Annotated in this window: 24 protein-coding genes and 1 tRNA gene; 8 read left to right on the forward strand and 17 right to left on the reverse strand. The window is 58.6% G+C overall.

Annotated elements, in window-relative coordinates:
• Positions 1 to 49: 49 nt before the first annotated feature.
• From ACFOTD_RS23580 to ACFOTD_RS23605, 6 genes are all read right to left on the reverse strand, one after another.
• Positions 50 to 1,108 (reverse strand): hypothetical protein, encoded by a 1,059-nt coding sequence (locus ACFOTD_RS23580; RefSeq protein WP_378122388.1) that lies wholly within the window; start codon positions 1,106 to 1,108, stop codon positions 50 to 52.
• The gene (locus ACFOTD_RS23585; protein ID WP_378122389.1) at positions 1,105 to 2,889 is read right to left on the reverse strand and encodes an HSP90 family protein; all 1,785 of its coding nucleotides are present in this window, start codon (positions 2,887 to 2,889) and stop codon (positions 1,105 to 1,107) included. Before ACFOTD_RS23585 ends, ACFOTD_RS23580 begins: the two co-directional genes overlap by 4 nt.
• A 236-nt stretch (positions 2,890 to 3,125) precedes the next feature.
• Positions 3,126 to 6,209, reverse strand: a complete 3,084-nt coding sequence (locus ACFOTD_RS23590) for an efflux RND transporter permease subunit (protein ID WP_378122390.1) — start codon at positions 6,207 to 6,209, stop codon at positions 3,126 to 3,128.
• Between the two features lie 69 nt (positions 6,210 to 6,278).
• Complete coding sequence (locus ACFOTD_RS23595) at positions 6,279 to 7,643, reverse strand: sensor histidine kinase (protein WP_378122391.1); 1,365 nt, start codon at positions 7,641 to 7,643, stop codon at positions 6,279 to 6,281.
• Positions 7,636 to 8,319 carry a response regulator transcription factor gene (locus tag ACFOTD_RS23600; RefSeq protein ID WP_378122392.1) on the reverse strand — a complete coding sequence of 228 codons (684 nt, stop codon included), beginning with the start codon at positions 8,317 to 8,319 and terminating at the stop codon, positions 7,636 to 7,638. The genes ACFOTD_RS23595 and ACFOTD_RS23600 overlap by 8 nt, the downstream gene beginning before the upstream one ends.
• A 145-nt stretch (positions 8,320 to 8,464) precedes the next feature.
• Positions 8,465 to 8,541, reverse strand: a tRNA-Pro gene (locus ACFOTD_RS23605).
• 151 nt (positions 8,542 to 8,692) lie between these two features.
• Between ACFOTD_RS23605 and ACFOTD_RS23610 the strand changes: the two genes are divergently transcribed.
• Both ACFOTD_RS23610 and ACFOTD_RS23615 read left to right on the forward strand, forming a co-directional pair.
• A complete protein-coding gene (locus ACFOTD_RS23610) occupies positions 8,693 to 9,091 on the forward strand; it encodes a GntR family transcriptional regulator (protein ID WP_378122393.1) in 399 nt (132 codons plus the stop codon).
• A complete protein-coding gene (locus ACFOTD_RS23615; RefSeq protein WP_378122394.1) occupies positions 9,088 to 10,194 on the forward strand; it encodes a DUF1648 domain-containing protein in 1,107 nt (368 codons plus the stop codon). Before ACFOTD_RS23610 ends, ACFOTD_RS23615 begins: the two co-directional genes overlap by 4 nt.
• Before the next feature lie 34 nt (positions 10,195 to 10,228).
• Here ACFOTD_RS23615 and ACFOTD_RS23620 read toward each other — a convergent pair whose 3' ends face one another.
• The 5 genes from ACFOTD_RS23620 to ACFOTD_RS23640 form a co-directional block, all read right to left on the reverse strand.
• Positions 10,229 to 10,960 (reverse strand): L,D-transpeptidase family protein, encoded by a 732-nt coding sequence (locus tag ACFOTD_RS23620; protein WP_378122395.1) that lies wholly within the window; start codon positions 10,958 to 10,960, stop codon positions 10,229 to 10,231.
• Between the two features lie 385 nt (positions 10,961 to 11,345).
• Positions 11,346 to 11,681 (reverse strand): hypothetical protein, encoded by a 336-nt coding sequence (locus ACFOTD_RS23625; protein ID WP_378122396.1) that lies wholly within the window; start codon positions 11,679 to 11,681, stop codon positions 11,346 to 11,348.
• 106 nt (positions 11,682 to 11,787) lie between these two features.
• The gene (locus ACFOTD_RS23630) at positions 11,788 to 12,540 is read right to left on the reverse strand and encodes a cupin domain-containing protein (protein WP_378122397.1); all 753 of its coding nucleotides are present in this window, start codon (positions 12,538 to 12,540) and stop codon (positions 11,788 to 11,790) included.
• A gap of 83 nt (positions 12,541 to 12,623) precedes the next feature.
• The gene (locus tag ACFOTD_RS23635; protein WP_378122398.1) at positions 12,624 to 13,406 is read right to left on the reverse strand and encodes an APH(3') family aminoglycoside O-phosphotransferase; all 783 of its coding nucleotides are present in this window, start codon (positions 13,404 to 13,406) and stop codon (positions 12,624 to 12,626) included.
• Positions 13,403 to 14,221, reverse strand: a complete 819-nt coding sequence (locus ACFOTD_RS23640) for an inositol monophosphatase family protein (RefSeq protein ID WP_378122399.1) — start codon at positions 14,219 to 14,221, stop codon at positions 13,403 to 13,405. Before ACFOTD_RS23640 ends, ACFOTD_RS23635 begins: the two co-directional genes overlap by 4 nt.
• A 100-nt stretch (positions 14,222 to 14,321) precedes the next feature.
• Here ACFOTD_RS23640 and ACFOTD_RS23645 point away from each other — a divergent pair, with 100 nt between their 5' ends.
• The gene (locus ACFOTD_RS23645; protein WP_378122400.1) at positions 14,322 to 14,804 is read left to right on the forward strand and encodes a DinB family protein; all 483 of its coding nucleotides are present in this window, start codon (positions 14,322 to 14,324) and stop codon (positions 14,802 to 14,804) included.
• Positions 14,805 to 15,195: 391 nt separating this feature from the next.
• Here the strand turns inward: ACFOTD_RS23645 and lepB are convergent, their stop codons facing one another.
• Both lepB and ACFOTD_RS23655 read right to left on the reverse strand, forming a co-directional pair.
• Positions 15,196 to 15,669, reverse strand: coding sequence for a signal peptidase I (lepB, locus tag ACFOTD_RS23650; RefSeq protein WP_378122401.1), 474 nt, complete (start codon positions 15,667 to 15,669; stop codon positions 15,196 to 15,198).
• A gap of 21 nt (positions 15,670 to 15,690) precedes the next feature.
• Entirely contained in the window at positions 15,691 to 15,900 is a 210-nt protein-coding gene (locus tag ACFOTD_RS23655; RefSeq protein ID WP_378122402.1) for a hypothetical protein, read from the reverse strand.
• 518 nt (positions 15,901 to 16,418) lie between these two features.
• On the opposite strand from ACFOTD_RS23655, the gene ACFOTD_RS23660 reads away from it, so the two are divergent.
• The 5 genes from ACFOTD_RS23660 (at position 16,419) to ACFOTD_RS23680 (ending at position 22,595) form a co-directional block, all read left to right on the forward strand.
• Positions 16,419 to 19,091 (forward strand): NPCBM/NEW2 domain-containing protein, encoded by a 2,673-nt coding sequence (locus tag ACFOTD_RS23660; protein ID WP_378122403.1) that lies wholly within the window; start codon positions 16,419 to 16,421, stop codon positions 19,089 to 19,091.
• Positions 19,092 to 19,285: 194 nt separating this feature from the next.
• On the forward strand, positions 19,286 to 20,566 hold the full coding sequence (locus ACFOTD_RS23665) for an ArsB/NhaD family transporter (RefSeq protein WP_378122405.1): 1,281 nt from the start codon (positions 19,286 to 19,288) through the stop codon (positions 20,564 to 20,566).
• Positions 20,567 to 20,584: 18 nt separating this feature from the next.
• A complete protein-coding gene (locus ACFOTD_RS23670) occupies positions 20,585 to 20,872 on the forward strand; it encodes a hypothetical protein (RefSeq protein WP_378122406.1) in 288 nt (95 codons plus the stop codon).
• A gap of 40 nt (positions 20,873 to 20,912) precedes the next feature.
• A complete protein-coding gene (locus ACFOTD_RS23675) occupies positions 20,913 to 22,193 on the forward strand; it encodes an ArsB/NhaD family transporter (protein WP_378122407.1) in 1,281 nt (426 codons plus the stop codon).
• Positions 22,194 to 22,211: 18 nt separating this feature from the next.
• On the forward strand, positions 22,212 to 22,595 hold the full coding sequence (locus ACFOTD_RS23680) for a hypothetical protein (RefSeq protein ID WP_378122408.1): 384 nt from the start codon (positions 22,212 to 22,214) through the stop codon (positions 22,593 to 22,595).
• A 30-nt stretch (positions 22,596 to 22,625) separates the two neighbouring features.
• On the opposite strand, the gene ACFOTD_RS23685 is transcribed toward ACFOTD_RS23680, so the two are convergent.
• The 4 genes from ACFOTD_RS23685 to ACFOTD_RS23700 are packed head-to-tail and all read right to left on the reverse strand — an operon-like array spanning position 22,626 to position 24,742.
• Positions 22,626 to 23,192 (reverse strand): histidine phosphatase family protein, encoded by a 567-nt coding sequence (locus tag ACFOTD_RS23685; protein WP_378122409.1) that lies wholly within the window; start codon positions 23,190 to 23,192, stop codon positions 22,626 to 22,628.
• Positions 23,193 to 23,222: 30 nt separating this feature from the next.
• Complete coding sequence (locus ACFOTD_RS23690; RefSeq protein WP_378122410.1) at positions 23,223 to 23,645, reverse strand: hypothetical protein; 423 nt, start codon at positions 23,643 to 23,645, stop codon at positions 23,223 to 23,225.
• Positions 23,646 to 23,687: 42 nt separating this feature from the next.
• Positions 23,688 to 23,936 (reverse strand): hypothetical protein, encoded by a 249-nt coding sequence (locus ACFOTD_RS23695; protein WP_378122411.1) that lies wholly within the window; start codon positions 23,934 to 23,936, stop codon positions 23,688 to 23,690.
• On the reverse strand, positions 23,933 to 24,742 hold the full coding sequence (locus ACFOTD_RS23700; protein WP_378122412.1) for a phosphotransferase family protein: 810 nt from the start codon (positions 24,740 to 24,742) through the stop codon (positions 23,933 to 23,935). The genes ACFOTD_RS23695 and ACFOTD_RS23700 overlap by 4 nt, the downstream gene beginning before the upstream one ends.
• Between the last annotated feature and the right edge of the window lie 23 nt (positions 24,743 to 24,765).

Below are 24,765 nucleotides of genomic sequence, written 5' to 3' on the forward strand. Positions count from 1 at the left end.
AAACGACAAAAAAGCGGCCCGCGAGCCGCTTTTTTCTTACATACAAGCGCTACTGCGCCGCCGCATATTCGCGAAGCAGCTTGCCCGCCATCATGTCGTTCTCCGCGACGATATGGTCCGCATAGTCGTTGCCGTTTCTGCGATTGAAGGCTGCGGTTAACGAGGCGATCTCGTCGTCCAGCCAATCGGGCGTCACGACTTCGGAGGCGGCCAGCTTTTTTCTGCGCCGTTTCCGGTGCCACTCGCGCAGGAACTGCCGGACCGCCATCCAATAATGGAGCCGATGCCAACCATTCCTGCTCTCCAGGGCGAGATGCACCGTACGATTGTACAGCTTCTCCGCCTTGGCCAGATCCGTCACCGTGTAAAAGGCCAGGAACTGGCCGAACTCCTCCAGATACATCGGCCCGTCCAACAGGTGAACGGACTTTTTTGCGGCAGCAATCGCCTGCTCGTATTCTTTGACCTTCAAGAGCGGCAAAATGATCTGCGCGTACGTATTTTGCGGGATCGACCGGCACCGCATCCGGCCGTCGAGAATCGGCTTCAGCGCCTGCAGCCCTTTTTTGGGATAGCCGACCTGGAAGTGATACTTGCCGAACAGGTTCTGCTCGCAAGCCTTGCAGTCGGCCAGCGAATCCCGCGGCGCGGCGCGCCATTTCTTATAATACGCCGCTGCCTCCGACTGACGGCCCTGCGACAACAGCAGGTTGATCTTTTGCTGATAATAAGGTCGCAGACTGTAGCCGAACTGCAGGCACTTTGCCTTGAAGTCCGCATAGATCCGCTCGATCTGCTCCAAGCTGAACTCGGGCATCTGCCAGAGCTCGTTCAGCACCCATTTGTAACACCAGATCAGCATATGATGGCCGTAGGCCCCGGGATTCTTCTCAAACTTTGAGACGCACCAGGAAAAGACGACGAGCATCTTTTCCGGCCGGCCGGCCTCGATCGCCGCAGATAGGTAATCCATCCGGATGTCGTACGCATCTTCTTCGGTCATGTACCGGTCCGCGATGAGGATCATTTCCTCCATGACCGCCAGCTTCTGCTTGCCGTCCGGCAGACTCCAGGTCGCCCGCCTCAGCTCGTCGTATCGGTTTTTCATCGGCTCGCCTCCGTCTCCCCGTCGAGGCCTCTGTTCATGAACTTCAGCAGGGAATCGTTCATCATTCTCAGCTCGTCCGCGTTCATCGGATGGTTGCCCAGCAGCAGGGCCTGCGTGTAGAAAAGCTCGATGCTCGCCTTACGCAGCGCGGGATCTCGCGTTTGTGCAGCTTTTCGTACCATCGGATTGTTGTAGTTGAAGCAGAGCCTCGCGTAGGGCTGCTCGTACATGTCATTTTTGACCACCTGCACGACTTCTCCGAACAGCGGATTCGCTTCCTTCTCGCTCTCCTCGACCAGCTTGAAGAAGTTGGCCTCCTGGTTCGTATTGTAGAGCACCGGGATGTCCGCAGGCTCGAACCACCGGGCGAGGGAGCGGCAGTTAAAGCGTTCGAGGAGCAGGTCGCTGTCTTCCAACATAGGCTGTACGTCGCGCTTGTCCTCTACGTCCAGCTGCTCGAACCGTTCGGCAAACGTCAGACTGTCGAGGATGCTGACGGTGACGTCTTCTGTCACTGCCGGCAGTCGCCGGATCAAGTCCATGTCGTGCACATAGCCGCCGTTCACGACCATCAGCTCCTGCGCTCTGGCCACGCGGGACACCTGACGAAACTCGTCTACCGAGGCAGTGACCGCGATGGTCGCGCGTCCCTCGAGAATCTGCGCCATCTTCATGTCGCCGTAAGAGGTCTCAAAGGTCAGGTGCCGGATAAAAAGCGCGTACAGCTCCTCGTCCTCGACGGCCATCGTCTTGATCGAAGCGCGGTGAATGAGGACGATGCGCTGGAACAGCTCGGGATCGCGCTCGCTCAGCTCGATCAGATATTGCTTGATGCACGCGCCCAGTTCGTCCCGAACGGCGAAGAACAGGTCGTTCTCCTGAAAGGCCTCGCGCGAAGCCGTGGGCCGCAGATTCTCCGTGTTGATGATGCCGTTCACGAAGAACGCCCATGCGGGCAATATATTGCTCATTTTGTCCGACAGCAGCATGTTTTTCAGGTAAACCCGATGCTTCTTCTCGTCCTGCAGGCTGACCGCATAAGGAAGCACATGCGCGATGCCGGTGACGCCGCCGATGGCCGAATGCAGCGGGATGATATCCATGGGCTTGGTATACGTCGTCTGCTCGATATAGCCCATCGCATCCGGCTTGCTCAGCTTCCACGGCTGGACCGCGTCGTTGATTCTGCGCTCGTACTTGTCTTCCCGCAGCAGGATCGGCGTCGGCAGATACGCGCCGTACTTCTCCAGCAGCTCGCTTACCCGGTAATACTCGAAAAACTCCTCGTAATCCGGTTTTGCCTGGAGATACACCGTGGTTCCCACGGGTACCTGCCGCTTCAGCTTCTTGATCGTGTAGGTGCCGTCCGGCTTACCCCGCCACTCCAGCGGATCCCCGTCAAGTGCAGACCGCGTGATCAGCACGATCTCCGCGCTTACGACAAAGCAGGCCAGCAGGCCGACGCCGAATTGGCCGATGAAGTCGTCCGCCGCATCTTGATCCTCCCGCTTGGTCGAGCTGCCGATGCGCGCCAGGAATTGCTCGATCTCCGCTTCCGTCAGACCGCAGCCGTTGTCGGAAAAAGACAGCGTGTTCGAAGCGGGGAACACCTCGACCTTTACGGATTCCTCAAAGGCATGCCCCAGGCGCTTGCGTGCGGTGACCGCGTCTACGCCGTTCTGGAGAAGTTCGCGCACGAATACGCCGGGATCCGAGTACAGGTGGTTGGACAGCAGATCGATGACGCCTTGCAGGTTGACTTGGAAGTTCATATTTTTCATTTTATACCTCGCTATGATCGTAAATAGGTTAACCCGATTTTCCCAGAAAGCGGGTTGTGTGAACAGGGCGGATGTATGGCAAAGGTAAGGAGCGAGCGCATAACAAGCAAGGAACGAACGCATGACAAGTAAATCGGCATAAAAAAGACTGCCGAGTTTTCTCGACAGCCTGAGACTTACCTATTCGTTATTTTAGTAATTCTCTGTCTTGATTTTAGAAATCCTTTGCCTTGTTTTTAGAAATTCTCTATCTCGCGAACCTTTCGTTTCTTCCAAGCCAGCTCGTAAATGACCGGAACGACGATGAGCGTGAGCAAGGTGGACGTGAACAATCCGCCGATGACGGTCACGGCCAAGCCGCCGGAGATGAGACTGGTCGAGGAGCCGGACAAGGCGAGCGGCAAGAGCGCCAGCATCGTCGCGAACGCGGTCATCAGAATCGGTCTGAGGCGCGTTTTGCACGCTTCGACGATCGATTCGGTGACGGCCATGCCCGACTTGCGATTTTTCTCGACGCGGTCGAGGAGCACGACGGCGTTCGTTACGACGATCCCCACGAGCATGAGCATCCCGATCATCGCGCTCATGGACAGGGCCTGGCCGGTCACCAGCAGGGCGCCGAGCGAGCCGACCGGAATGAAGATCAGCGACGACAGGATGATCAGCGGCGTCACGATGCCGCCGAACGTCATGCTCATGACGAGGAAGACGAGTCCTACCGCCGCGACCATGGCAATGCCGATGCTGGTGAAGCCTTCGCTGATCATGGCGAGCCCGCCGCCGAAGCTGAGCTCTACATCGGAAGGCAAGGCCAGACTGCGGACGTCATCCTCCACTTTCTTGGTGATGGACGCGGTGTCGCCGCCGTCCTTGATGCTCGCGCTGATCGTCGCGTACGTCTTGCCGTCGTCGTGATTGATCGTCGCCAGCGCATTTTGAACGTCGACATTGGCGACATCCTGCAGCTTCATCGTACCGGACAGGGTCGGAATCGCGATTTGTTCGAGCTGCTCGCGGGAGCCGATCTGCCGGTCGTACGAGAGGACGACGTCCCGGCTCTGACCGTCGAGCTGATAAGTGCCGGCATCGATCGGCTTCAACTGCTCGTTCACGGCCTGCATCACGGCCATCGCGCTGACGCCTGCGTCGAGACCCTTTTGGTTTAACGTCAGCACCCACTTGGGCGAGACGTCGTTCATATTGTTGCCGGCATCCTTCAGGTCCGAGTTCGCGAGCATTAACTGCTCCACTTGCTTGGCCGCTTGAGACAGATGGTCGACATTGTCGGAATAAAGCGTGACATCGATGCCGCTGCCGTCGGGCAAGCCTTGCTGTTGGCCTTCCTGAACCTTGGCGGATGCACCCTCAACCTCTGCGGCCACCATTGCGGGCAGTTCGGCGTTTGCTTGCTCCACAATCTTCTCTACATTTGCTTTTTTGGCAAATTGAACGGTTACCGTGGCTTTGTTGTTCTGCGAGAGGCCGCCGCCGAACGGATTGCCGGAGCCGCCGCCGATGCTGACCTGGTAGTTCTCCACATCCTTCAAGCTTTGAATGTAGGATTCGACCTTCTCCGCCGCTTTGTTGGTCTGCTCCAGCTGGCTCTTCGCCGGCAGCGACACTTCGATCGAGGCGGTAGGCAGCGAATCGGCCGGCAGGAAGGCGACGCCGAGAATCGGAATCGTGCCTAGCGATGCGGCGAGCAGCAGCACGGATGCGCCCAGGACGAGCGCTTTGCGCTTGAGCGCGCCTTGAATCAGCTTTTCGTACCGGCGCGCCAGCGCGCCCTTGCCTTCCTTGTGCGGCTTGACGTTCTTGAAAAACTTCGCGCCCAGCACCGGGATCAGCATGACCGCCACGAGCAAGGAAGACAGGATCGAGACGACGACCGCGATGGAGAACGGACGGAAGAACTCGCCGATGATCCCGCTCACGAAGGCCAGCGGCGCGAAGACGACGACGGTCGCGATGGTCGAGGATCCGACCGCGCCGATGACTTCCTTAGTCGCTTTGTAGGCAAGCTCCTTGCCTTTCAGCTCGCTGCCTTTTTCCTGCCGCCACCTGAATATATTCTCGATAACGACGATGCTGTCGTCCACGATGCGCCCGATGGAGACGGCGATGCCGCCCAGCGTCATGATGTTCAGCGTATAATCCATCTGGTTCAGAATCGTGATGGTGGCGAAAATCGATATCGGCAAGGATACGATGGAGATCAGCGTCGCCCGGATGTTGCGCAGGAACAAGAAGATGATGATGACGCAGAACAACGCGCCGAACGCGCCTTCGCGAACCAGCGACGATACCGATTCCTCGATCGCTTTGCCCTGGTCCTCGATCACGTGAATGTCCAGCTCGCCTTTATCTTGGTAAGCGTTCAGAACGTCTTTGACTTCGTTCGCCACGTCCGCCGTGTTGGCCTCCTGGCTCTTCACGACGCCGATCACGAAGCTCGGCTTGCCGTTATATCTAGTAATCGAATCCTGGGAAGCGACCGTGGAGATCGTCGCGATATCCGACAGCTTGACCTTGGCAGGTGCAGAAGCGCCGCCTGGCGCCGCTTGTCCAGCCGCAGCGCCGCCGCCGAGCTCCAGAGAGCGGATCTGCTCGAGCGAATCGACGCCGCCCACGAGGCGGACCGGGATCGTCTGCTCGTCTTCGCTCACGTTACCGAGCGGGAGCGCGTATTGGAGCGACTGGAGCGCGCTCTGAATGGCGCCGAGCGTAATGCCGTGTTGGCCCGCCTTGTCTTTGTCGACGACGATATTGAGCTTCTCCGTCTGGGTTCCGGTCAGCGTGACCGAGTTGACGCCGTCCAGCTTCTGAAGCTTCGGCACGACCTCGGTCGCCAGCTTGGCCGCCAGCGCGTCGGACTCGGCTCCTTCTCCGTCGGAGAAGACCGCCGCCTGATAGACCGGTACGGCGCCCGCGGACAGCCGCTGGACCGTGACGTTGGCGCTGCTCGGCAGCGACAGCTTGGCCAGCGCCGTTTCCACGTCGGCGGACATCTTCTCCATATCCGTACCGAACGGGAACTGGATAAAGAGACTTGCCGCGTTCTCCCCCGTGGAGCTCGTGAGGGAATCGTAACCCTTGAAGCCTTTTAACGTATCCTCGATCGGCCTGGTGATCTCCGATTCGATCTCTTCCGACGAAGCGCCGGGATTGATCGCCTGGATCGACACGGCCGGCAGCTCGAGGTCCGGGAACGTCTGCTGCTTGATTTGTGTCGTTGAGTAGAAGCCGTACCCCAGTACGAGTATGCACAGGATAATGACGGCAGCCCCGTTTTTGAGACTGATGCGGCTAAGAAAATTCATCCCTATTTCTCTCCTCTCCTATATGAGAGGAGTATAACGGCCTAATTTGTCGTCTATGTGAAGCACCGGTTACATTTTGCTGGAAGGCGGATCCAGCGGGAGCGTAATTCGGAACGTCGTTCCTTCTCCCGGCGCGCTCGTCACTTGAATGTCGCCATGATGAAGACCGACGATCCGCTTGACGATCGACAGGCCGATGCCGTTGCCCGGGACGGCGCTCGTGCGGGACGGATCCACCTTGTAGAACGGCTGAAAAATCGCGTCCAGCTGGCCTTCGGGGATCCCGGTGCCGGTATCTTGAACCGATACGACCGCAGTATCGCCTTGCTGCCCTGCCACCAGCCGGATCTCTCCGTTCGGGCCCGTGAATTTGATCGCGTTGCCGAGCAGGTTGATCCACAGCTGGTAAATGCGATCTTCGTCGGCGACGATGTCCAGCGAGGCCAGCTCAAGCTCAAGGCGAAGACCCTTCTGCGTCCATTGGGGCTCCAGGGCGATGACCGCCTTGCGCAATTGCTCGTCCAGCCGGTAAGCGCGGAGATTAAGCTCCAGATGCTCGTATTCCAAGGAAGACAGCTGGAGCAGATCCTCGCCAAGACGAGACAGGCGCTCGGTCTCCTCTTCGATGATGGACAGCAGCTGCAGCCGCTTTTCCTCGTCCATCTTCTTGTGCTTGAGCGCCTTGGTGAACCCCTTAATTGAAGTGAGCGGAGATTGAATCTCGTGCGAAACGTTGGACACGAACTGCTGCCGGGTTTTCTCCAGCGCTCCGAGCTCCTGGGCCATCAGATTGAAGCTGCGCGTCAATTGCCCGAGCTCGTCCTTGCGCTTCGACCGGATGACGACGCCGAAGTCGCCTTTGCTCATCCGGCGGGTCGCATCGGTCAATCGCTTGAGCGGCCTGACGATAAATCGCGCCGCGACGAGAATCAACACACTGCCGATGAGCAGGACGAACAGCAATTCGAACCGAAAGAAATTGCCGATCAAGTGCATGAACGGACCGATGGCGGGCTCTGTGAATAAGGCGAACCGTTCGCTGCCGATTTGAAAAGGAAGCCCTACGACAAAGGCATCGGCGGGTGCCTTGCCGCGATAGACGCCTCCGCCCAGCACAAAGTCGATCTTCTCGGCGTCGACCGCAATCCGCTTGTCCGCCGGCAAGACGTCCTTATGCAGCAATTGACCGTCCGATCCGTAAAAATTGACGGTGGCGACAACAGTGATACCTTTCGCCAGCATCTCCGAATGCTCGGGGTATGACTCGACATAGGATTCAATGATGTCCTTGCCGTTTGCGATCATCTCGTTTTGGACATAATCGGTGATCTGGGTCTCGAACATGCGCACGATTAACCACAGAGACAAGAACAGGCTCACGACCACCGCGGCCAGAAAGGTAAGTACGATGCGGACGTATAACGATTTAATCATGATAAGCCTCGAGCCGGTAACCGAGCCCGCGCAGCGTCACGATCTTGAAGTCGGCGGCGTAATCGGCGAATCGTTCCCGGAGCCGCTTGATATGCGTGTCCACCGTCCGCTCGTCCCCGTCGTAGTCCATTCCCCATATTTTTTGTATCAGCATATCTCGGGTGAATAGCTGTCCGGGGTAGCTGGCCAGCATATACAGGAGCTCGAACTCCTTCATAGGCAGGGTTGCGGTCTGTCCGGTGTTTTCAAACGCCACCAGATAGCTTTTTTTATCGAGCAGGACGCTTCCAAGGCGAATGTTTTGCGAAGTCGATATTCGATAGCGCTTCAGCAAGGCTTTTACCCGCATCACCATCTCCATGGGATCGAAAGGCTTGACCAGATAATCGTCCGTTCCTAACCGGAAGCCCTTGATCCGCTCGGCAGGCTCACCCTTGGCCGTCACCATCAGGATCGGCGTATCGCCATTCTCTCTGATCAACTGGCACAGCTCCCAGCCGTCCATCTGCGGCATCATGACGTCGAGCACGACGAGGTCGACCGATTGCTTCAGCATGTACGCCCAAGCCGCCGCGCCGTTCGATTGCTCCACGACCTCCATGCCCTCGTCCTCCAGGTACAGCCGGACCAGCTCCCGGATATGCGCTTCGTCGTCCACGACCAACACGGTTGTCATAAGGCAAGCTCCTTTCCGTCAGCGGATGACTGCATTCGTCCTATTATCGTATCGTTTCCATTTGTACCGTATATGTACGGGGGATTACAAGTTGGCGAAAATAAAAAAGAAGCCCTGAAATCAGGGCTTCTGTCATTGTATTGGATGGTCGAGACGACAGGATTTGAACCTGCGACCTCTTGCTCCCGAAGCAAGCGCTCTACCAAGCTGAGCCACGTCTCGAAAATGCCGAATTTTAGCGGCAAGTGAAAGTATAGCACAGCCTAGCGCAAAAGCAAAGAACGGATTTAGGCCTATTTAAGAGTTTTGGACTGTTATTGTTTAATTATCTGTTATATAATGAGTATAACAGAAAGGCGGAGGAGGATGCGCCATGTGGATGGAGATCGATCTGCAATCGGAAGTCCCCATATACACGCAGCTAGTCGATCAACTGATCGAAGGCATCGCCTCGGAGCAGTTGAAGCCCGGGGATCCGCTGCCGTCCGTACGAAGCCTCGCGGCAGACTTGGGCATTAATTTGCATACCGTGAACAAGGCTTATCAGATTCTCAAGCAAGACGGCTTCCTCCAGGTGCACCGCAAGCAAGGGGTTGTCGTACAGCCGGGCGGAATGCCGGGTACGGATGCCGCATTCCGCGCCAAGCTGGCGAGAGGCATTCGGTCGCTCGCCGCAGAAGCGGCGGTACGCGGGATGTCGGAGGCGGAATTTGCTGAGCAGAGCGCTGCCGTCTACAGGCAGTTGACGACGAAGGGAGAGGATGCGAAGTGAACGCGACGCAGACGGAATGGCTGGTTATGGGCATCCTGGACGTCTTGATCTCGCTGACGATGATCGGGGCTGTGTTCCTGTCGCCGAAGCATTTGCTGTTCGGCCTGTACGTACCCGCAGCGGATCGCGGCAGCGCGGAGGTCGGGCGCATCCGCAGCCGGCACTATAGTGCGATGTTCGCAGTTTGGGTGCTGGGCACTGTGGTTGGCGCCGTCGTCGGTCTTTGGAGCGGCAGCGGAACGGGCGGGAGCCCCGAGACGGCGATCGGGACGGCGCTGATCATCCAGATCGGCGGCCTGATCCCTGTCTGGCGCTCGGGGCGGCGGCAGGCGATGCGCTTGAAGAAGGCTAGGAACTGGAGCGCGGAGAAGCCGTCCAAGATCGTCATCGACTTGTTGTTCCGCCAGCGTCAGCGGCTTGTGGGCAACGGCTGGTTCCTGATCCAGCTGGCGATCGTTCTTGCGTGCGTCGTCTCGGTCTTGCTGCATTGGGACGTCATCCCGGACCCTGTGCCGACGCACTTCGGAATTGCCGGAGAGGCGGATGCGTATTCTCCCAAAAGCTTTGGCGCCGTGTTCATGCTGAATATCGTCCAACTCGGGTTGATCGGCGTATTCATGTTGGTTAATATGACCATTCGCCAAGCGCGGCAGCAGCTTGATCCCGCGCGCCCGGAAGCCTCGAGAGAGAAGCAATTGCAATTCAGAAAGGCGAACTCGGTGTTCATTTACGCGCTCTCGCTGTTCGTCGTTGTGATGCTGGGCCTGGGCCAAGCCGTGACGCTATACGGCTGGCCGGTCAGCCATCTGAGTCCTGCGATGCTGTTGCTGCCTGCTTTGCTCATCCTGGCGGTGTTCGGCTTCGTCTGGTACGTGACGAGGCATGGCCTGGACGAGGCGACGAATACGCCGCGCGTTCAGGAGGACGAAGCGTGGCGCGGCGGATTTTTCTACTACAATAAGGCGGACCCGGCCCTGATGGTGGAAAAAAGGTATGGCGTCGGCTGGACGATCAACTTCGCCCATCCGATCGGCGCCCTCATTTTCGTGGGGATCCTGATCGTGCCGATCGCGATCGTCGTGCTGGTGGCGAGCTTCGCCTGATTATGAACTTCACCGGACGAAAGCCCGGCTCCAGCTAGCCGGCCAGGCCGATGGCGATGGCCGGCGACTTTGCGGGATCGAGCGCGGCCATCAGCTTGAGCAAGTTGGATTCGGACATGGCGATGCAGCCGGCTGTCGGCTTATCCGCTCCCCGCCACAGATGAAGAAAGATGGCGCTGCCGCGGCCGGGGACGATCGGAGCGTCGTTGTAGCGCACGACGACCGCGTACTTGTAGAGCGGCTGGTTGAGGCGCTCGAAGGAGTGCCATTTGCGGTCCGGGTTGCCGCTGTAGGTAACCCAGTGATTGTAATCGGCCGACGCCGGGTCGTCGACCCAATAGTCCTGCTTGGTCGTCTGCCTATATTGGAGCTTGAGCCCCTTCGGCTTGCTCGCGGTGCCGAACGCCTCGCCCAGCGGGTACACGCCGGAGGGCGTACGGCCGTCGCCTTCCTTCGTCTTCGCGATGCCGTTCTTGCCGAGCGCGACGGGAATGCCTGACAGGACGACGGTCCATCTGCCGTCCGGCTGCTTCTCGCGGAGCGACAGGACGCCGGTCTGCGCTCGCAGGGACTTGGCCTCGACGACGACGACTTGCTCCGCGCCGAGTAGGCCGGCCTTGTAGGGCCAGGAGGCCATAAAGCTGGCGGCGGCAGCATGACTGGGAACCAGGGCCAGCGCAGGGATCAGCGCGAGGAAGATCCACGCGGCGACCATGGCATGGGTCAGCGGGTATGTATGACGGCCGTGCGGTCTACGCCTATTCATGAAGCATTCCCCCTTTTCTATAAGCGTACCTCGGGAAGCCGTTCGCGAATCGCGGAGCGTCTCGGTAGTATGCCGCTGGGGGGAGGTTTGAAGGCATGAGCGCGCGGGCACTTTTGCAGCTTCCACTGGTGATCTCGTTGATGTGCTTTCCCACGATAGTACTTTCGTGATTCCGCGTTCATTCCCGCGAATGTGCTTTCCCACGACAGTACTTTCGCGGTTCCCACTGGTGATCACGCGAATGTGCTTTCCCACGACAGTACTTTCGCGGTTCCCACTGGTGATCACGCGAATGTGCTTTCCCACGACAGTACTTTCGCGGTTCCCACTGGTGATCACGCGAATGTGCTTTCCTGCGACAGTACTCTCGCGGTCCCGCGGGTTATCACGTGAATGTGCTTTCCTGCGACAGCACATTCGCGGTCCCACGGGTGATCACGCGAATGTGCTTTCCCACGGCAGTACTTTCGTGGTTCCCACGGGTGATCACGCGAATGTGCTTTCCTGCGACAGTACTTTCGCGGTTCTCACTGGTGATCACGCGAATGTACTTTCCTGCGACAGTACTTTCGAGGTTCCCGCGGATGATCACGCGAATGTGCTTTCGTGCGATAGTACTTTCTCGGTTCTCACTGGTGATCACGCGAATGTGCTTTCCTGCGATAGTACTTTCTCGGCTTCCATCACCTTCGGCCTCGCGTTTTATCTCACCCGTTTCCAAGATCCGTACCGGCCGTTCACACTATAGATTAAAAAAGCCTGCGGCATCCGCCGCAGGCTTCGTGCTGTTGCTATGATTCCTATGATTCCTATGCCTCTTCCAAGGCTTACCTCCAGCCTGATCCAGGGGGATAGGGCATCGCCGCCGCTCCCTGCTGCTGCGGCATGACGCTCTGCGGCATCACGCCCGGCATTGTGCCGGGATACATCGGGCCCGGCGAGGCCGCTCCTTGCACTGCACCATGCGGGTACCCCGCTCCCTGCTGAGCAGATACGCCCTGCACCGCGCCGGCCGGGGAGCAGCCCGGAGGCGGTCCGAGGATGACCGGCTTCTGGATCGGGGCTACCGCTTGCGCATAGGCGGCGGGATTTACGCAGTAAGCGCGGGCCGCAACTTCCGGCGGCAGCGTCCGCAAGAAGTCTCCCGCGTACACGATATCGGGCGTCGGGACGTCGAAGATCGTCAGCAGGTGCGTATGGTCGGTCAGGGCAACGAGCCAGTGGAACCAGCCCAGCGGGAACTGCGAGACTTGGCCGGGCTTGAGCCGGTAGGTCATGAGTTGCTGGGTAAACGGATTGAAGACGGACGTCTGGATCTCGCCGCTGATCAAGAAAACGAGCTCAGTGGCGTTGGTATGCCAGTGCGGGGAGACCACGACGCCTTGGCTCATATAGATATTGAAGAACCCGGTTCTGACGGCGGGCAGTTGATCGGCGAACAGCTGCGTGATGACGTTTTGATCGTTCTTGGCATAATTGACCTTCTGGGTCGAGTCGGCCGACAGGTTCAGCGACGGCGATTGAAGCACCGGCGTCTGAAGCGCCGACGTCTGGAGCGTTGTCGATTCTGTATAAGACATCCTTTCATACCTCCTGCATAGGCGATTCAAATCGCATCGCAGAAGTATATGAGGCAGGCGCGCACGGCAGTCCGACATTTTATCTAGAAAAACTCGTCCAGCAATCGATAAAATTCGAGCTTGTCCCGATCAGGCTCAGAGAGGCCGTAGGCGCTCAAAAAGACCTCCGCTGAAGAAGAGCCGTAATCGCCGGCGAGACTCCTCGCGGCCAGCGCGATATCCTGATAGCGGTCGCCGATGCCTGAACGCCCCCAATCGATGAATCCGGTTCCGAGCTCCTCATCCAGCATGACGTTGGGCAGCGTATAGTCGCCATGCGTGAACACCAGGTCTTCATCGGGCGGCACGGTCGCCAGCAGCTGCGCATACAGCTCATCCGCGCTGCAGCCTGCGCGTTCGGAATCGAAGTCGTCTGCATCGACGAATCCCGCCGCGAGGCGCCTTCCGGCCTCCCGGACGCGGATCTGGACGCGTTGGTCGAAAGGACAATCCACGATGTCCAAGGCATGCACATGCCTCAGGCCGGCAGCCATAGCGCGAGCTACGTCGTGCGGTCGATCCGTCCAACTCGCGTCGGCAGCATGGATGCCCGGAACCCCGGACATCCACAGCGTCTCGCGGCCGGCCTGCTGCCGATAATCCAACAGCCCCGGTACGGGCAGTTTCCCTTGGAGCCAGGTTAGCCGATCGGCTTCCGCCCGGAGTGTATCGGGACAACCGATATCCGCAATTTTCATAAAGGTGCTCGGCCCCTCCGCGTGCTCAAGCCGGTAAGTCCGCGCTCCGGATTGTCCGATCGCGATACGATGCCACACGACGGACCCGATCCGCTTAAGCAGGTCTTGCGGCAGCTGCTCGGGCGTCATGCCGTCCCCGCCGCTTCGACCAATCCCGCCCGGACCATCCGCAGCAGCTCATCCTGGTTATCCGGATGGCAGGCGATCAGGTACGGCTCCGCCCGCATGCCCGTAAACGGCCTTCCCTCGAAGTCTACGACGACGCCCCCGGCCTCTTTTACCATTAAGATGCCCGAGTAGAGATCGTCGCCTTCGGAATTGTACAGCACGATGGCATCGATATCGCCTTTGGCGAGCATGCACCATTGCAGCGCCGGCGCCCACAGCCGCATCATGCGCTTGAAGCTGACGTCGAGATGATGGCGCAGCCGGACCGCGCTTGGGTCGTTGCGCACGGCGTGGCCCTGGATCCAGCCGATATTGGCCTTGGCGAGCCGGGCGGATGGCTTGACCTGCATCGGTTTCCCGTTAACGGAGGCGCCTTCGCCGGCGGCGGAGACGAACAGCCTGTCGGTGAGCGGCTCGTAGACGACGCCGAGCACGGGCTCGCGCTTGTACATAAGCGTGATCGACGTCGTGAAGACCGGCAAGCCGATCGCGAAGTTGTTCGTGCCGTCCAGCGGGTCGATGAGCCATAGCCAATCGCTGTCGCCGCCAACACTCCCCGCTTCCTCGCTATGGATGGCATGGTCCGGGAATGCCGCTTGAATCCCCGCAAGGATGACCGCTTCCGCCAAATGATCGACTTCGGTGACGACGTCCCCGTGTTCGTCCTTGTCCGTCAGTTCCGCGACGTTGTCGAATCGCTCCAGCGCGATGGCTCCCGCTTGCCGGATGAGTTGTTCTGCCAGCGTTCTCGCTTGTTGAATGACGTTTTGATCCATGAGGCACCCCGATTAGAATGGATATAGTAGAATAAGATCGTTGCTAAATAGAAGGTCAGTGCTAAATGGCCGAGATAATCACTCCTGCAGGAGGTAAGCGATGCAAACCTTTTTCCGATACAACTGGATCGTTCGCGAGCAATGGTACCAATGGTGCGAAGACGTACCCCACGAGGAACTGCTAAAGGCACGAACGGGCGGCGTCGGCAGCATCCTGAAGACCTTGTTCCACATCGCGGACGTGGAGTACAGCTGGATTCAATTCATGCTGGGCGGGCCGGACTTCGAGGACCCGTATGAAAAGTACGACTCGCTCGATCTAGTCCGGGCGCTGGACCGCAGGCTGAGGCCCGACGTAGAAGCGTTCGTGGCGGCTTGGGAGCCGTCCATGGAGACGCGGCCGCTGCGCGACGAACGTCCGGACGGCACGTCGGAGGTGCACGCCTGGGGCGAAGTGATGCGCCACGTGATCGCGCACGAGATTCACCATATCGGCCAGCTGTCCGTATGGGCCAGGGAGATCGGCCGCGCGCCGGTGTCGGCTAATCTGATCCGCAAGGGATTGATAGAGCCGTCGGTGTGAGGGAACGAGGCACACAACCGGAAGGCGCCAGCAACGGCGGTTCGTCGACTGATAAAGACGAGCCGCCGGTTGCGACATTCGAACATAGTATCGCCCCCTCGCCCAGAACAGCCTATAACACGGACCCAGAAGCCGCTATTTTACGCCAGACTGGAGGTTTAAGCTTGTTTCGGACTGCAGGTACGTTATTCCTCGCATCTTGTCTCTCAATAGCTCCAAGTGCGGCTAATAACGGACCGTATGTCCAAGAGCTAAGAAAAATAGCCATATTAGCGAAAATAGCGTATCCTGGGTCCGCAGCACATGCCGTTTAGCCGTTTCGGATCGGGTCCGCAGCAGTTTGCCGCATAATCGCGTCGGATAAAGGTGCTTTTTATTGTGCGCCTCACCTTCATTTTTTCGGCTTAATTTTCGTTACGCGCCCGATGACCTGATCTCTTTCGATCGGCCCGTACATTCTACTATCCAGACTGTTGTCGATATTATCGCCTAGCATGTACAACTCGTTCTCGCCGAGCGTGATCTCCGGCTTGACGATATCGTCCGGCATGAAATCCGTTTTATAAAGCAACCGGTCGTTGACGTATACGCCGCCCTCTTTGGCTTCGATCCGGTCGCCCGCCACGCCGATTACGCGTTTGCAATATTCCTTCCCGTTAACCTTGATAATGAGAAGATCGTCCACCTTGATCTCCTTGGATATATCCGTGTTGACGAGCATCTTGTCCCCATCGTTTAAGGTGGGGGACATGGAGTTGCCGTCCGCCACGTAGGACTTCAGAGATAGCGGCGAGGCACACCCGCCAACAGCCGCCGCAAGCACCAACACCAGTACCAGTACCGGGAGATACAACCGCTTTTTCATATCCAAGCTCCTCTCAGCAGCCTACTGGATATTGAAGCTGTCCAGAATCTTGTCGAGCTCCTTCATATCCGCCGCGGTGTATCTAGTCTCGTCCACAAAAAAATCGAGGGTGATGAAGTCGTCACCATTCCGGACGATCGCCAGCCGGCCGACGGAATCGCGCATCGTATAGTCGTAGAGCAGCGCATCGGCCCCGTCGAGCTCAGTGGCGCGCGCATTGCCTGCTTTCAAATATTTGAACTGATTCTTCAGCGCTTTCTTGGCTTACGCCTCCAGCGTGGTATCCTTCGCTGTCTCAAGCGCGAACTCGATTCCCATATAGTACTTGCTGTACACCTGCCGCGTTTCCGTGATGACGGAAGGATGCCAGCGCAAAGCGCTGGTGAAGGCTCAGCTAGCGCGGGCCGCCCATCTTGAGCGTGTTGGTGTTCTTGTCGTACGCGAAGGCTTCGTTCAATCCGATTGGAACGACAATTTTTTTCTTCATGGCCTCGCTTCCTCTCTCGATAGCGTTTGAGTATGTCATCACAAATTTACCTTTTTATGCAAATGTAAAACTAGCATATCGCATTCCCTTGCGCGTGGGAACGGATCGGATTCAATTAAATCACAACAATTCCCAAAAGGAACAGCCGCACGCGCGGGTATTTCGAACAATTTGCAGTAACGGCGCGTACGCGCTTCCCGCATGATAGATACGACGGCTCCCTTGGAGCCGTACATATCGCGCGAAGGAGAGGAATTAAGAAATGAAGCTTCATCCTTCCACCAAACATGCGTCAAGAAAAGCATCCCAAAGAACGGCAATCGGGCTCGGCTTGTCGTTGGTACTGGCTTGGACGGCGATTCCGCTGTCCGCGGGCGCGGCGGGTCCGGCGACGCTGTCGGTCGCGAGTTACGGGGCAAGCGGCGCGGACACGCTTGACGACCGTGCCGGCATTCAGGCGGCGGTCGATGCGGCTTCGGCCGGGGATACGGTGCTGATTCCGAACGGGACGTATTATCTCGGGGGCACGGTGCGGGGCAAGTCGGGCGTAACGATCCGCGGCCAGTCTCAGAGCGGCACGGTCGTGAAGTACGTGGACAGCGCGGATACTTACATGTTTTATCTGAACAACGTGACGGGCGCATCGGTGAAAAATATGACGCTCGACGGCAATAACAGCACGATCGCGATGTCGGCTGCGGTGTCCGAGGGGGGCAGCGGCAACGAGCTGAGCGGTCTGGTCGTCAAGGACTTCGCGGCGACCGACGGCTTCGGGCCGCATGCGCTGTATGCGGTGGGCTCGCCGAAGGTTCGCATCGCGGACAACAAGATTTCGAACATCGGCACCGGTTCCATCTGGGGCGCCGGCGTGCGCGCGGGCTGGGGTTCGTCGGACGCCCTCATCGAGCGCAACGTCATCGCAAATACCGGCCGCGGCGGTATCTTCGTGAACGATGGCAGCCCAGGCGCAGTCATCCGCGGCAACAAGATCGCGGGATCGGGGCTTAAGGAGCATGGCCTGTCCATCGAGCTGCACACCGATGTGAACAATTCAATCATCGAGGACAACCAGGTGGACTTCTGGATCAGCGCCGTCCGCTCCAAGACGATCGCCGTCCGGCGCAACGTCGTGCACCCGACGGACGGCCGCGTCGGCTCCATCGGTCTCGAGATCATGGCCGATAACGCGGTCACGACCGACAACGTCGTCGACGGCGGCCAGCAGGTCGGCATCCAGCAGTCGCCGGGTACAGGGCATCAGCTATGGGGCTACAACGTCGTCAAAAACATGGTCATGTGGGGCATGCAGCTGCAGGGTGCGGGCTCGGGCGAGACCGAGCAGTATCAATACTTTTACCGCAACAGCTTCATCGACACGCAGCTTGGCAATCCGAAGGCCGCCTACCCTGGCTACGAGGGCAACGGCGTCCGGATTCACGGCAACGCGCAAAATCTGACGTTCGACAGCAACCTGATCGCGAACAACGGCCGTAAGGCGATTGAGATTACGGACGCGCCGGGCGTCGACCGGCTCAGCTTCACGAACAACATCATCTACGGAAACAAGGACGTGGCGATCGACCCGTATCCGGTGGCCGCCCAGCATCTGGAGTGGAAAAACAATGTCGTGTACGGCAACAAGAGCAACGCGCAGCCGGCCTCGCGCGGCTTTGCCAACCCCAAGCCGACCGCCGACTTCGACAGCCCGCTGCTGGTGCGCGTAGGCGAACCGGCCACCTTCGTCAGCAAATCGAAGGACAACGGATCGATCGCAACCTATCTGTGGGACTTCGGCACGGGATTGCCAAGCGCCTCGTCCCGGCCGACCTTCGTTTACGAACAGCCAGGCGCGTACCGGGTGACGCTCGTCGTTTGGGACAACGAAGGACGCGCTAACCTGAAGGAAAAAGTCATCCTCGTCCGTCCGGGCCTGCCCGACACGAAAAAGCCGAACGTGCCCGCGAACTTGGCCGTAGCTTCCAAAACCGATGAAGCCGTCAGCCTGACTTGGAGCGCCGCATCCGACAATGTCGGCGTCGTCGCTTACGACGTCTACCGCAACGGCACGCTGGCCGGCTCGACGGCGCCTGGCGAGATTGCCTACACCGTGACGGGCCTCGAACCGGCCACGGCTTACAGCTTCACTGTCCGCGCGCGCGACGCCGCAGGCAACGTCTCCGACGCGAGTACGCCGCTCGCCGTAACGACGGAGCTGCCGGACGCCGAGCCGCCGACGGCGCCGACCGGCCTTGCGGTGACCGCAGTCACCGGCACGAGCGCAAGCCTCTCCTGGGCCGCGTCGACGGACAACAAGGCGGTCACGGGCTATGAAGTTTACCGCGGCACCGCATTAGTCGGCACGACGACGGGCGCGTCAGCGACCTCGTACACCGCGGAAGGCCTTCTCCCAGGCACGTCGCAGACCTTCACCGTCAAGGCGAAGGATGCCGCTGGCAACCGCTCGGCTGCCAGCGATCCGGTTGTCGCCACGTTGACGCCGCCTGCGTCTGCGGCCGTCTATCTCAGCGACTATGCCTGGGATTCGGGCACTGCGGGCTGGGGCAATATCCAGCGCGACAAGTCCTCCGACGGCAAGCCGATCACGCTGAACGACGTCGTCTACGCCAAGGGACTTGGCACGCATGCCGCTTCCGAGATCGTCTATACGCTCGGCGGTGCCTACGCCCGGTTCCAGGCGGCGGTCGGCGTGGACGACGAGACCTACGGCAACGGCGACGTCAGCTTCGAGGTATGGCTGGACGGCGTAAAGGCGTTCGACAGCGGCGTTATGACAGCGACCTCCGAGACGCAGCTGATCGACCTCGACATCAGCGGCGCAAGGGAGATGAAGCTTGTCGTCACGAACGGCGTCGCCGGCGGCGATTGGGATCACGCGGATTGGGGCGACGCGCGGATCGTCTATTCCGGAGCCTAAGAACAAGCCTGCCGGGTTTACAACCACCGCGCGATCATATAAGATAAAAAGTAACTGCATATCGGGATTTACCGGAGGAGCCTGCCATTTGGTGGGCTTCTCTTTGCTTTTTTCGGCCTTTCCAGATGGAGTGCGGGCATATGCCGGACGGTTGCGGACATCCTATTTCCATCATTTGTATAAGGGAGGGCCTTATGGAGCAGCAAGCGATTTGGGCAATCGGCATTTTTCTGGTCATCTACGCGCTAATTATCTCGGAAAAGATTCACCGGACCATCGTGGCCATGATCGGGGGACTGCTCATGGTCTTCCTCGGGATCGTCGATCAGGAGTCGGCGCTACATCACATCGACTTCAACACGCTGGGCCTATTGATCGGCATGATGATTATCGTGAGCACGACAGCCGAGACGGGGGTATTCAAGTATATTGCGGTGCTGGCGGCAAAAAAGGCAAAGGGCGAGCCTGTACGCATCCTCGTGCTGTTGGCACTCATTACCGCGGTCGGCTCCGCCTTCCTCGACAATGTGACGACGGTATTGCTCATGGTTCCCGTGACTTTCAGCATCACGCGTCAACTGCGCGTCAATCCGGTGCCTTTTCTGGTGACGCAGATTATCGCGTCCAACGTCGGGGGGACGGCGACCCTGATCGGCGACCCGCCGAATATCATGATCGGCAGCGCCGTCAAGGAGCTGACATTCATGGCGTTTATTAACAATCTAGCACCTGTCGCCGTCGTCGTCATGGCCGTCTATATCCCGCTCTTCGTGTGGATGTTCCGCAAAAAGATCCAAACGACGGAGGAGCTTAAGCGCAGCGTCATGGAGATGAACGAGAAGGCGCTCATCTCCGATCCGAAGCTGCTTCGCAAGTGTGTGGCCGTTTTGGGACTGACGCTGGTCGGCTTTTTCACCCATCAGCTGTTCCATCTCGAGTCCGCAACCGTCGCCTTGGCGGGCGCCTTCCTGCTTCTGTTGCTCACGGGCGAGCATATGATGGAGCAGGCGTTTACCAAGGTCGAATGGATGACCATCTTCTTTTTCGTCGGCTTGTTCGTGCTCGTGTCGGGCTTGATTGAGACGGGCGTCATCGCCGAGCTGGCGAAGAAAGCGATCGATCTCACGGGCGGCGATCTGGTCGCGACGTCTCTACTTATCCTGTGGCTGAGCGCGATCGCTTCCGCGTTCCTCGACAATATTCCGTTCGTCGCCACGATGATCCCGATGATCCAGGAGATGGGCAGCATGGGCGTCAGCAACCTCGAGCCGCTCTGGTGGAGCCTTGCGCTGGGCGCTTGCCTGGGCGGCAACGGCTCGCTCATCGGCGCGAGCGCGAATCTGATCGTCGCCGGGATGTCGGGGAAGGAAGGATATCCGATCCGGTTCGTCCAATTCCTTAAGATCGGCTTTCCGCTCATGCTGCTGTCCATCGTCGTTTCCAGCGCGTACGTTTATTTTCGATATCTCATCTGATGCAAGGGAGGAAGCCGCATGCTCAGCTATCGATTCGATGAATCCATATTGCGCATTAGCGAATCTGCTAACGAGAACGACGTAGAGTTCCGTATTGACCTCGTGACCGACGAACCGTCGGCGCTGGCGGGCTTACAGCGGGTGCGTCAAGCGTTTGACGAAAATCGCGTGTACACGGACGTGCTCTTCTATCACTATCCGGACCGCGAATACAAGGTTATCGTTCGCAAGGATTACTATACGGACTTCGTGCTTGAGCTCATGAAACAGCGATTGCTGCAAAGCGTGGAGTGGACGAACGGCTAATAGACATTATAAGTCCCCGCATAATTGATGGAGGTTCTAGATGGAACAGCAAGCGATTTGGGCAATCGGAATTTTTCTAGTCATTTATGCGCTAATTATCTCAGAGAAAATCCACCGGACAATCGTGGCCATGATCGGGGGGCTGCTCCTGGTCGCCCTCGGCATCGTCGATCAGGAGACGGCGATCCATCATATCGACTTCAACACGCTGGGGCTGCTGATCGGCATGATGATCATCGTGAGCACGACGGCCGACACGGGCATGTTCAAGTATATCGCGGTTATGGCTGCCAAAAAGGCGAAGGGCGAGCCGATCCGTATTCTCATCCTGCTGTCGTTGATCACGGCGGCATGCTCCGCGTTTCTGGACAACGTGACGACGGTGCTGCTCATCGTGCCCGTGACCTTTAGCATCACGCGGCAGCTGCGCGTCAACCCGGCGCCGTTCCTGCTCACGCAGATTATCGCATCCAATGTCGGGGGCACGGCGACCCTGATCGGCGACCCGCCGAATATTATGATCGGCAGCGCCGTCCCGGAGCTGACGTTCATGGCGTTTATCGAGAATCTGGCGCCCGTCGCCATCTTGGTCATGGCCGCTTACGTGCCGCTCTTCATCTGGATGTTCCGCAAAAAAATCCGGACGACCGAAGAGCTGAAGCGCGGCATCATGGAGATGAGCGAGAAGGAACTCCTCACCGATCCGAAGCTGCTGCGCAAATGCCTGGCTATCCTCGGGCTGACGCTGCTGGGGTTTTTCACCCATCAGGCGCTTCATCTCGAATCCGCGACCGTCGCCCTGGCCGGCGCCTTCCTCCTGCTGCTGCTCACAGGCGAGCACAAGCTGGAAGCGGCGCTTACCAAGGTCGAATGGATGACCATCTTTTTCTTCGTCGGCTTGTTCGTGCTCGTATCGGGGCTCGTCGAGACGGGCGTTATCGCCGAGCTTGCGAAGAAAGCGATCGAGCTGACAGGGGGCGACTTGGTCGCGACTTCGATGCTTATCCTGTGGCTGAGCGCGATCGCATCCGCCTTTATCGACAACATCCCGTTCGTAGCCACCATGATCCCGATGATTCAGGAGATGGGCAGCATGGGCGTCAGCAATCTCGAACCGCTCTGGTGGAGCCTGGCGCTGGGCGCATGTCTCGGCGGCAACGGCACGCTCATCGGCGCGAGCGCCAACCTGATCGTCGCCGGCATGGCCGGCAAGGAAGGACATCCGATCCGGTTCGTCCAATATCTTAAAGTCGGCTTGCCGCTCATGCTGCTGTCCATCGTTCTTTCCAGCGTTTATGTGTATCTAAGATATCTCATCTAGGCTCGAGGGAGGCATAAGATGCAGCGTACGGACCGATACGTCTTATATCTGCTCTATCTCTTTTTGTTCGGCGTTCCAATGATAGCGACGTTTTACGCGGCGGACGGGGAGGACCATCTGTACGTGTCTATGATCGTGATCCTGACGAGCATCGGATTCCGGTACCGCCGGGACATACATCGAGAGGATTACGCAGCGCAAAAAATGTCCGGACGGATGTGGAATAAAGGCTTAATCTGGGAGCTGGTCCTGGCTCCCGTCGTCTTAGGACTGCTGCTTGGCGTGCTGGAAGGGGGAGCAATGGGGCAGCGAGGCGCGGTTCTTGGCTTATCCATATCGGCGGGGCGGTTGCTGTTAGAGATTGGAGAACGGCTCTACCTTCGCAGGGCGATGAATCATTGAAGCTTACTCGCCGGCCTGGCTGCTGTGCCCTTATTCGACTTGCCAAAGCCGGTTTATTTGGATGAAGCGCTCGCCCTGGAACGCAAGCCTGTAAATATCGGGCATCGACGTCGACTGCCAGAATTCGAAGTTATGCGCGGGGTCGAAGTAGTTAAAGATAAGCGTCATGATATCGCCGTGGGTGCCGATCAGCAGGTTCTGGCCTTGTCTGGCGCGGAGTATATCGACAATGACGGCGACCGCCCGCTGCTGCGCCGACTGCGAGGACTCTCCTTTTGGAAACGACAGGCCGAAGTCTTGATAAACCTGCTGCTTAGCCGCATAAAACGGCGTACCGGAGATCTCACCGATCTCGCGCTCCCTTAAATCTTCGAACTCCAAAATAGGCTGGCCCCCGGCGAGCGGCCGGATAGTCTGGATCGCTCTCTCATAAGGGCTGGATAGGAAGGCATCGAAGCGAATCTCCCCGAGCGTCAGGCTCACGCGCAGCGCATCCGAATGTCCGCGTTCGGACAGCCCTCTGGCGCGTTCCTCGCCGGGGATGTAGGGAGAATCCGCATGCCGGACAAAGTATAGAGAGGTAGCTGCGGTAGTCATGCCGGATCTCCCTTTCTGGTGCAAGCTATACTAAGCAACCTTCTGCATCTTGAACGTAAACTTCCAGGTCGCCGTATTGCCGGAGTAGCGCCCCCTATTTTCCGTTACAGTGACGCTCAGCGCCTTGTTTGTCGTCTTTGCGATCGACGATGCTTTGACGGAGACCGTGGCCTCGCCTTCATCGGGAATCTTGTCTTGTTCTTGCGCATAGGCCTGTAATTTAACCGCCGCGGACGGCTTGAGCGTCAGCGTGACGGACGAGCCCTCGGCGACCGTCTTGCCGTTGACCGAAGCTTCGGTATACCACTCGTTTCCCACATGGTTGTTTTCCACCAACGCGATGCTCGTGACCGTAATCTTGATCTTGACGGACTTCTCCGCGGCATACATGGGCTGCGCGAGCACGAGGAGCATGAGTGCCAGGGACACAATAACTCTTAAAGACTTCGGCATAGAGAGTGCTTCCCTCCATTGATTCGTGTGATTTAACCTCGTTCATCTGAATCTGGATCTGAATGCTCTTACGACTCCACGTGTCAAGACGTACACGATCAATGCTGCGAGACCAAGCGCGATATTCCCGGGCCAACCGATGCGGTAAACGATAAACGTCGTATCATGGTAGGCAAAATCGGCGGGATCGCCGGCGTCCGACCATTGCGCGTAAGCTGCGAGCAGCAAGTGAACCAGCAGGGGAAATGCAATCGCAATTCCTGCGCCAAGAAGCCATGCGCGCCGGGTCATCCGAGGTGCTCCTGTCCGATAGACCGTCGGATAAATGCCGCCAGCGCTTCCTTCTCCGCCTCAGGGATCCATTCGCACAGACGGGCCGCGGCGACGGGAGGCAGCCATCGCTCGATCTGCTCGCGCGTCGTCCCGGTCTGCTTCGCATAAGCGAGCAGGTATCCGTCAAGCAGCTCGGCGCGCATGTCGGCCAGCCATGCGACCACCTCGTCCGGCGCTTCATCGGGGACGCTGCCGTATTGCAGCAGCAGCGCGGTCCGGGCGGCATCGCCAGCCGGATGGCCGCTCATTCCCGTCATCCAGTCGATGATCCATTCCCCGTCGCCGAGCATGATGTTGTCCGGATGATAGTCTCCGTGGCAGAGGCGGTCGCCGTCGGGCAGCTCCCGCAGCAGCAGGGCCAGGCGACTTTTTTCCTCATCGGTTAGCAGGGGAGCGTGCACGATCCGCTCCTGTAGGCTGCTTCTCTGGCTAGGCAGTCCCGGCACAGATATGCGGTGAATCTGGCTGTGAAGCAGCGCCATTCGTGAGGCCTCCTGCGCCACCGTACCGTTCCGGCGCGCCAGCGAGGCGAGCATCGTGACGCCGGCGACTCTCTCGAGCACGATGCCATGCCTGCCGTCATGCTGCACGCGCTCCAGTGGCATAGGCGTCTGAATGCCGGCGCGCCAGGCGGCCTGACCGATCCGATATTCCGCTTCCACCTGTTCCTCGGTCAATCCCGGGTAATACAGCTTGAGGACGCGCTGCTCGCCATATTCGTAGATCTCGGCCGTTCTTCCGGCGCCGATACGTATTCCGTACATGCAGAGTCTCCTTTTGGTGCATA

Source organism: Cohnella sp. GCM10012308 (assembly GCF_042649185.1).
Taxonomy (GTDB): domain Bacteria; phylum Bacillota; class Bacilli; order Paenibacillales; family Paenibacillaceae; genus Cohnella.

Excerpts from the sequence above, each read along its gene's own strand:
- ACFOTD_RS23580 (WP_378122388.1), bottom strand. The coding sequence starts at position 1,108 with ATGAAAAACCGATACGACGAGCTGAGGCGGGCGACCTGGAGTCTGCCG.
- ACFOTD_RS23585 (WP_378122389.1), bottom strand. The coding sequence starts at position 2,889 with ATGAAAAATATGAACTTCCAAGTCAACCTGCAAGGCGTCATCGATCTG.
- ACFOTD_RS23590 (WP_378122390.1), bottom strand. The coding sequence starts at position 6,209 with ATGAATTTTCTTAGCCGCATCAGTCTCAAAAACGGGGCTGCCGTCATT.
- ACFOTD_RS23595 (WP_378122391.1), bottom strand. The coding sequence starts at position 7,643 with ATGATTAAATCGTTATACGTCCGCATCGTACTTACCTTTCTGGCCGCG.
- ACFOTD_RS23600 (WP_378122392.1), bottom strand. The coding sequence starts at position 8,319 with ATGACAACCGTGTTGGTCGTGGACGACGAAGCGCATATCCGGGAGCTG.
- ACFOTD_RS23610 (WP_378122393.1), top strand. The coding sequence starts at position 8,693 with ATGTGGATGGAGATCGATCTGCAATCGGAAGTCCCCATATACACGCAG.
- ACFOTD_RS23620 (WP_378122395.1), bottom strand. The coding sequence starts at position 10,960 with ATGAATAGGCGTAGACCGCACGGCCGTCATACATACCCGCTGACCCAT.
- ACFOTD_RS23630 (WP_378122397.1), bottom strand. The coding sequence starts at position 12,540 with ATGTCTTATACAGAATCGACAACGCTCCAGACGTCGGCGCTTCAGACG.
- ACFOTD_RS23635 (WP_378122398.1), bottom strand. The coding sequence starts at position 13,406 with ATGACGCCCGAGCAGCTGCCGCAAGACCTGCTTAAGCGGATCGGGTCC.
- ACFOTD_RS23640 (WP_378122399.1), bottom strand. The coding sequence starts at position 14,221 with ATGGATCAAAACGTCATTCAACAAGCGAGAACGCTGGCAGAACAACTC.
- ACFOTD_RS23645 (WP_378122400.1), top strand. The coding sequence starts at position 14,322 with ATGCAAACCTTTTTCCGATACAACTGGATCGTTCGCGAGCAATGGTAC.
- lepB (WP_378122401.1), bottom strand. The coding sequence starts at position 15,669 with ATGAAAAAGCGGTTGTATCTCCCGGTACTGGTACTGGTGTTGGTGCTT.
- ACFOTD_RS23660 (WP_378122403.1), top strand. The coding sequence starts at position 16,419 with ATGAAGCTTCATCCTTCCACCAAACATGCGTCAAGAAAAGCATCCCAA.
- ACFOTD_RS23665 (WP_378122405.1), top strand. The coding sequence starts at position 19,286 with ATGGAGCAGCAAGCGATTTGGGCAATCGGCATTTTTCTGGTCATCTAC.
- ACFOTD_RS23670 (WP_378122406.1), top strand. The coding sequence starts at position 20,585 with ATGCTCAGCTATCGATTCGATGAATCCATATTGCGCATTAGCGAATCT.
- ACFOTD_RS23675 (WP_378122407.1), top strand. The coding sequence starts at position 20,913 with ATGGAACAGCAAGCGATTTGGGCAATCGGAATTTTTCTAGTCATTTAT.
- ACFOTD_RS23680 (WP_378122408.1), top strand. The coding sequence starts at position 22,212 with ATGCAGCGTACGGACCGATACGTCTTATATCTGCTCTATCTCTTTTTG.
- ACFOTD_RS23685 (WP_378122409.1), bottom strand. The coding sequence starts at position 23,192 with ATGACTACCGCAGCTACCTCTCTATACTTTGTCCGGCATGCGGATTCT.
- ACFOTD_RS23690 (WP_378122410.1), bottom strand. The coding sequence starts at position 23,645 with ATGCCGAAGTCTTTAAGAGTTATTGTGTCCCTGGCACTCATGCTCCTC.
- ACFOTD_RS23695 (WP_378122411.1), bottom strand. The coding sequence starts at position 23,936 with ATGACCCGGCGCGCATGGCTTCTTGGCGCAGGAATTGCGATTGCATTT.
- ACFOTD_RS23700 (WP_378122412.1), bottom strand. The coding sequence starts at position 24,742 with ATGTACGGAATACGTATCGGCGCCGGAAGAACGGCCGAGATCTACGAA.